This window comes from Pedobacter sp. UYP30 (assembly GCF_040547165.1).
Classification (GTDB): Bacteria; Bacteroidota; Bacteroidia; order Sphingobacteriales; family Sphingobacteriaceae; genus Pedobacter.
Genome location: NZ_JBEPPD010000053.1, coordinates 1 through 1,682 on the forward strand (window position 1 = coordinate 1; position 1,682 = coordinate 1,682).

Here is a 1,682-nt window from a genome sequence, read left to right on the forward strand (position 1 = left end):
TTCTTCAATTAGTAGCAATAGTTTTCTTTTATTCATTGGAAAAATTGATTAGTAGTCGGTCAGCGTAGCATTGCAGGTAACGTTTTGAAAATTTGCGCAGAAATGGCATTACTTGTAGAACCATTGTCGCACAGCACAAAACTGAATAATTAACGAAAAACCTGTGTTGAACCACCGTCAGCCATTTTTGTGCAAATTTGCTGTTAGCGGACGTTGTGGTTGGTATTCTTGCGATATTTAAGTTCTGCAAATCCATTTCGGTCAGCAAGTTATGAATTTAGTTCGGTCAATTTGCAATGAGTTTTTTGTTGTTAAATGCAAAAAAAAATCCGATTTCCTGCCTTGCATTTGAGTTCAGGTCGGTTGAAACATTTGGCTAATTGATTTCGTTCGGTCGGTTCAGGTCGGTAAAAAATTGAATTGAGCGATTTGGTCGGCGAAATAAACCTTAAATGCAGAAACCTAAAATTGTAGTTCGGTCGGTCATAAAAAACGCAATTGAGGAAATTGTTCAGCTAAATACTTTTAAAAAGTTCGTTCAGTTCGGTCGGCAATTATTTTTATAAAACGCGATATTCTATGAGATAACAATGACCGCTAACGGTTTGGAAATTTGTGCATAAATGGCATTGCTTGCAGTTCCAATGTCAGCGAGCACTAAATTAAGTAAATAACTGATGAATTAACTTAAACCACCGTCAGCCATTTTTGCACAAATTTGCTGTTAGCTGTTCGTTGTTTTTACCAAATTATTTATATCCTGTTCTAAAAGTATTGTCAAGTTTATTTTGAATTATTGTTGCAACAACTAAAACTTCTGTCATTTGTGTAAGTTGAGTATCTTCAAATATTTTTGGACTATGAGCTTTCGGATTTCTGTACATACTGAAAAACCCTTTACAAAAATTTCCAAAACCTTTATGCTCGCTTTCTTCGCTTAGTGTTTGCAATGTGTTGAATGCAAGCATTGGTTTTTTGTCTTTTCCTAAGCCAAAACAATCGTCGACCAATTCACAGCCATCAGAATTATAAGAGCTTAAATGTCTTAATTTTTCTGCTACACTTTTAGTGATTTCGAGTATTGCATGAAAATAATTTTCTTTTAACCATTCTGCCTCACAGTATGGTAGGATATCTCTATGAACACCAATTCCGTGAACTTTTTCTTTTATTTTTAAAGAGCGACTTTTGGCTTCTGAAATTGTCTTTGCTTTAACTATTTGACGAGGTTGTCCACTTTCGTCAATTTCTATTCCTTCGTAGATAAGTTTTTCATTAATTGCAGTTCGGTCGTTTTCAAAAGAACTTTCTTCGTTATATCGTTTTGGATTTAAAAGTCTGATTACAAACGATAACACGTTGTTTCCACATCTATCTTGTTCTTGACGTTTTTTTAAAGCGTAAAATATTCTGTCTGTTTTGTTTGCGCCTTGCTCTGCTTCAATAATTCCTGCACTTGATAAGTGTTCTGATATTTTTGTATGCGTCAACATATTCGAAATTATGTCCGATAGGTTTCTAAGAGTTATGTCGTCAAATGATTTTGTCATTTTTTTTATTTTCAGGGTTTCAGATTACAATGACAGCTAACGTTTTGAAAATTTGTGCAGAAATGGCATTACTTGCAGAACCATTGTCGCACCGCACTAAAGTAAATAAATAACTGATGAATTAATGTAAAC

The 1,682-nt window shown here is 34.1% G+C and carries 1 protein-coding gene; it reads right to left on the reverse strand.

Translation table 11 applies throughout. The features are described 5' to 3' along the window. Nucleotides 1–749: 749 nt before the first annotated feature. Nucleotides 750–1,550 (reverse strand): TIGR02391 family protein, encoded by an 801-nt coding sequence (locus ABIB40_RS20610; RefSeq protein ID WP_354361830.1) that lies wholly within the window; start codon nt 1,548–1,550, stop codon nt 750–752. Nucleotides 1,551–1,682: the final 132 nt, after the last annotated feature.

Excerpts from the sequence above, each read along its gene's own strand:
- ABIB40_RS20610 (WP_354361830.1), bottom strand. The coding sequence starts at position 1,550 with ATGACAAAATCATTTGACGACATAACTCTTAGAAACCTATCGGACATA.